The 4,663-nt window shown below is 68.6% G+C and carries 5 protein-coding genes; 2 read left to right on the forward strand and 3 right to left on the reverse strand.

The window, feature by feature from the left end:
- The coding region (locus tag VFM98_RS19055) for an enoyl-CoA hydratase-related protein (protein WP_325111473.1) at positions 1-387 on the forward strand (387 nt) is incomplete at its 5' end.
- 52 nt (positions 388-439) lie between these two features.
- Here the strand turns inward: VFM98_RS19055 and VFM98_RS19060 are convergent.
- The gene (locus VFM98_RS19060; protein WP_325111474.1) at positions 440-1,258 is read right to left on the reverse strand and encodes a helix-turn-helix transcriptional regulator; all 819 of its coding nucleotides are present in this window, start codon (positions 1,256-1,258) and stop codon (positions 440-442) included.
- Between the two features lie 63 nt (positions 1,259-1,321).
- Between VFM98_RS19060 and VFM98_RS19065 the strand changes: the two genes are divergently transcribed.
- Positions 1,322-2,542 carry an MFS transporter gene (locus VFM98_RS19065; RefSeq protein WP_325111475.1) on the forward strand — a complete coding sequence of 407 codons (1,221 nt, stop codon included), beginning with the start codon at positions 1,322-1,324 and terminating at the stop codon, positions 2,540-2,542.
- Between the two features lie 46 nt (positions 2,543-2,588).
- On the opposite strand, the gene VFM98_RS19070 is transcribed toward VFM98_RS19065, so the two are convergent.
- Both VFM98_RS19070 and VFM98_RS19075 read right to left on the reverse strand, forming a co-directional pair.
- Positions 2,589-3,362 carry a transglycosylase SLT domain-containing protein gene (locus VFM98_RS19070; RefSeq protein ID WP_325111476.1) on the reverse strand — a complete coding sequence of 258 codons (774 nt, stop codon included), beginning with the start codon at positions 3,360-3,362 and terminating at the stop codon, positions 2,589-2,591.
- A 231-nt stretch (positions 3,363-3,593) separates the two neighbouring features.
- Positions 3,594-4,663, reverse strand: a 1,070-nt coding sequence (locus tag VFM98_RS19075) for a multicopper oxidase domain-containing protein (protein WP_325111477.1), incomplete at its 5' end; no start/stop codon positions are given.

Here is a 4,663-nt window from a genome sequence, read left to right on the forward strand (position 1 = left end):
TTCGCCAAGCGCGGTCTGATCGCCGAGCACGGCATCGCCTGGATCCTGCCGCGCGTGGTGGGCCCCGGCCACGCGGCCGATCTCCTGCTCTCGTCGCGCAAGGTGGCGGCGACGGAGGCGCTGCAGATGGGGCTGGTCAACCGGCTCGTGAAGCCCGAGGCCCTGCTGGAAGAGGCGCAAGCCTATGCGCGCGACCTCGCGGACAACGTCTCGCCGCGTTCCATCCGCGTCATGAAGCGGCAGCTCTGGGAAGCGCCGTTCCAGACGCTCGGCGAAGCCGTCATGCTGGCAAACCAGGAGATGTTCGACAGCATCGGCAGCGAGGACTTCAAGGAAGGCGTTGCGCACTTCGTGGAGAAACGGCCCGCCCGCTTCAGCGGGAAGTGAACACGCGCGGCGGGGTCTGCTCGCCGGCTTCAAGGCAGACCCGGCCTCTCCTTCACCCCCGCCCCCGCCCCAGCCCCACCCCGAACTCCCGCGGCGCCACGCCCACCGAGCGCCGGAACATCGTCGAAAACGCGCTCGTGCTCTCGTAGCCGAGATCCAGCGCCACCTCCGTCACCGAAGCTCCTCCGGCCAGCCGCCGGATCGATTCCAGCACCCGGGCCTGCTGCTTCCAGCGGGCGAAGGTGACGCCGGTCTCGGCCAGGAAGCGGCGGTACAGGGTGCGCGTGCTCAGGTTCATTTCATCGGCGTCCTGCGCGCACGGGCGGCGGGCCGACAGGTCGGCGAGGATGCGTTCGCACAACTGCACGAGGTCGCCGCTCGCGGGCAGGGGCAGGTGGAGCGGGCAGTGGTGCAGCCGGGTGAGTTCCACCAGCAGCAGGCGCATCAGCGGCCCCTCGTCGCGTGAATCGGCGTGCTGCGCCGGCAGGCTCACGGCGCGCACGACCAGTTCGCGCATGAGCGGCGTCACTTCGAGGACCACGCTCTCGGCGGGCATGGCCGCTGCCGCCGGCGGCGTCAGGTACAGGCTGTGCATCTCCACGACGCTGTGCATGCGGATCTCGTGCACGATGCGCGGCGGCATCCAGAGCGCGCGGCTCGGCGGCACGATCCACGCCTGCCGCTGCGAGCGCACGGTCATGGTTCCTTCGACGGCGTAGATCAGCTGCGCACGGGCATGCCAGTGCGGCGCGATGTGGTGCCCTTTGGCGTAGCTCGTGCGCCGCGTGACGACGATGCGCGAGGATTCGCCCGGAATGGGATGCTCGGGGGCGGCCGAGCGCTCCGGATCGATGCGCCGCGCTCTGTCCATTTCGCGATGGTACGGGAGAAATCGTCGAAAGCAAGACGACCGCTGCCGAGGCAGACTCGCGCCATGACTTCCCCGGCATCGGATCCCTCGCAAGCCTCGCGGCATCCCCGCGCCGTCATCGTGCTGCTCAACGTGGCCCACGCCGTGGACCACATGTTCCTGCTGATCTTCGCCACGGCCGTCGTCGCGATTGCCGCCGACTTCGGCCAGGCGAGCTGGCAGGACCTGATGCCCTACACGATCGGGGCCTTCGTGCTGTTCGGGCTCGGTTCGCTGCCGGCCGGCCGTCTCGGCGACCTGTGGGGCCGGCGCGCGATGATGCTGGTCTTCTTCTTCGGCATGGGCGCATCGGCGCTGCTCACCGCACTGACCCAGAATGCGTGGCAGCTCGCCGCTGCGCTCACGGTGCTCGGTGCCTTCTCGTCGATCTACCACCCGGTCGGCATTCCGATGCTGGTGCAGCACGCCGACAAGCCCGGCTTCGCGATCGGCGTGAACGGCCTGGTGGGCAACCTCGGCATCGCCTTTGCCGCGCTCATCACGGGCTTCCTGGTCAAGTGGATCGGGTGGCGCGCGGCCTTCGTCGTGCCGGGGCTGTTCGCGATCGCCTGCGGCGTTGCGTTCGCCATCCTGTGTCCGCCGGAGCACATGGCGCCGGCCAAGCGCAAGGGCGGCAAGGCGCAGGTGCAGCTCACGCCGGCCATGCTGGTGCGCACGCTCACGGTGATGACGGTGGCCGCGGCGATCAGCACGCTGGTGTTCAACTTCACCACCAACGGCAATTCGCAGCTGATGGCGGAGCGCTTTCGCGGCCTGGTGGAGGACCCGGCGGCGCTGGGCACCCTGCTCGCCGCCGTCTATGCGGTCGCTTCGCTCACCCAGGTGGCCGTCGGCTACCTGATCGACCGCATGCCGTTCAAGGCCCTGCAGTTCTGGATCTCGCTGGCGCTGGTTCCGGTGCTGGTGCTTGCCGCGTTCACGCAGCAGTGGTGGTTCTACGCGGCCTTGCTGTTGGTGATGGTGTTCGTCTTCGGCTCGATCCCGTTCACCGACGCCATGATCGTCCGCTACGTCGACGACGGGATGCGCTCGCGCATCGCGGGCCTGCGGCTCACCGTGGCCTTCGGCATGAGTTCGTTCGCGGTCTGGATGCTGGGACCGGTGGTGAAGCAGATCGGATTCGAGCAGGCGCTGTGGCTGATGGCCGCCGTCGCTGCGGCCAAGGCCGGCATCGTGCTGCTGCTGCCCGACGAGCGCACGGCCATGCAGCCGGCGCACGCCTGATCCGCAGCGAGCCACGAGAGGATCGCAGCGGCCGCCCGGCTTGCGCTCAGGCCGTGAGGTGGCGCGCCAGTTCGGCCGCTTCCTTCGCGCCGGCGGCGGCGTTGCGGATGTGGCGCTGGGTCTCCACCGGCAGTTGCGCGGTGTTCAGGCCGTTCCACTTGTTGCGGCCCTTGACCGACAGGTTGTAGTGCACCGAGACGCCTTCGCGCAGCTTGGCGGCGTACAGCGCGGGGTCGGACTTCAGGGTACCGATGCGGCCGCTCGCCCACTGGGCGCCCAGCTTCATGTACTTGGCGGCGGCGAACACCGCCTGCACCGGGTCTTGCGGGTCGGTCAGGCCCAGGCTCTTCGCGGTGCGCGGCTCGAACTGCGCCAGGCCCAGGTTGGGCGTGCCGTCCTTGCTGGAGCCGGTGCGCTGGATCCACGACGTCTCGGCTTCGATCACGCCGTATACGTCCTGGTAGCCCAGGCCCACTTCGTCCAGGCCGGCGTTCTCCGCCGCGGCGCGCGCGAGCAGGATGCGCGAGGCTTCGTCGAGCGTGCGGACGGGCTTGCCGCCCCAATGGGAGGTCTCGAACTTGATCTTCGCGCGCAGGGCCTCTTCGGTCCCGAACTTCGGCTCGGGCGTGGCAAAGCGCATCGCAGGCTCGGCGGCGGGAACTGCCGCGGCAGCAAGTTGCATCGGCGCGGCAAGCTCCGCCGCAGCGACGGGGGCCTTCACGGCGGCTGCAGAAGGACCATGGAAGACCTGGAACGACAGGGTTGCGACGGCGCCGAGCGCGGCGGCAGCGACGATGGCCTTGGCGGGGAGGGTCTTCATGAAATTCTGCATCGGGTGTAGGTCCTTCTTGATCGGCGTGTAGGTGGCTTCTGATAGACCTGTAGGTCCCCCGGAAGTTCGAAGCTCGGCGCGTGCAGATTCGGCCCTTTGGCGCCTCGATGACGCCGTTCTGCGAGCCTCACGCCTGAGGTTCGGCGCTGCTGCGGGAGGGCCCACTTCTGCCTGGACGGCGACGGCCGCGGACCTCCCGATCCGCGGCCATCGAGTGGCTCAGTCGTCGACCAGGCCGCTGCGGAAGGTCTGGATTCCCACCGACGGCGCGTAGGTGACGCCTTCCCACGTGGGCAGCGGCGTTGGCATCACGAGGAACTGCCCCGGGTGCTCGATGTCCCAGCGCAGCAGCATGGAGTTGTCCTCGTGCTGCGTGTTGTGGCAGTGCTCCATGTACGTGCCCGCGAATTCGCGGAAGCGGATAGCGAACTCCACGCTCTTCATGCTGTCGTCCTCGCGGCCGATGCGGTAGACGTCCTTGCGCGCCCACTTCTCCCACTCGGGCGGCGGCAGGCCGCCGCGCTTGAGGATCACGCCTTCCTCGAAGTGGATGTGCACCGGGTGGCTCCAGCCGCCGCCGGTGGAGAGGCTCCAGACTTCGAGCGTTCCCATGCCGGCGAAGCCCGGGTCGGTGGGGCCGGTGGACAGGCGCGGCGCCGCGCTGATGCGGCGCATGTCGGCCTTGTAGCTGCTGCCTTCATCGGTCTTGATCGTCCAGGGCGTCGCGTCGGTGCTGACGGTGTGGCCGAACTCGAAGCGGCGATGGCGCGCGTTCTGCACCGCCTGCATCTGCGCCGCGTCGTTGCGGTCCAGCCAGAGCGGGATCATCTTCTTGCCCGCCGCCTTGCCCGGCTTCGCCGGCTCGTAGTCGGTCGGCTTCATGCTGTAGTCGGTGCCGGTGTACGGGCGCACCACCATCTGCAGCAGCTTGCCGATGCCGGGGTCGCCGCCGGTCCACCGCGAAACGCCGTTGAGGGTCGCGACCTTCGGCTGGTACTTGCCTTCAAGGATGTCGTCGAGATCGAGCACCTTGTGCGTGCCGATGCCGGTCTCGTGCTCCAGCACGTTGACCATGTACACCTTGGTCCCCACGGCCAGCTTGGCGAAATCGACGACGATGTCGTAGCGTTCCGCGATACCCTGGCTGGGCAGGATGCCGTTGTGGTTCTGCAGGTCGCCGTCGCGATCGAGGTCCATGGTGCCGTCGAAGGGCACGGCGTGCTCCATCAGGTTGCCGTCATTGGCGATCATGTGGAAGGGCACGCGCTTGTAGGAGACGCCGGATCCCT

It is taken from the genome of Ramlibacter sp., from assembly GCF_035706265.1.
Lineage (GTDB): Bacteria > Pseudomonadota > Gammaproteobacteria > Burkholderiales > Burkholderiaceae_C > Ramlibacter.

Coding starts and splice junctions, on each gene's coding strand:
- VFM98_RS19060 (WP_325111474.1), bottom strand. CDS start 1,258: ATGGACAGAGCGCGGCGCATCGATCCGGAGCGCTCGGCCGCCCCCGAG.
- VFM98_RS19065 (WP_325111475.1), top strand. CDS start 1,322: ATGACTTCCCCGGCATCGGATCCCTCGCAAGCCTCGCGGCATCCCCGC.
- VFM98_RS19070 (WP_325111476.1), bottom strand. CDS start 3,362: ATGAAGACCCTCCCCGCCAAGGCCATCGTCGCTGCCGCCGCGCTCGGC.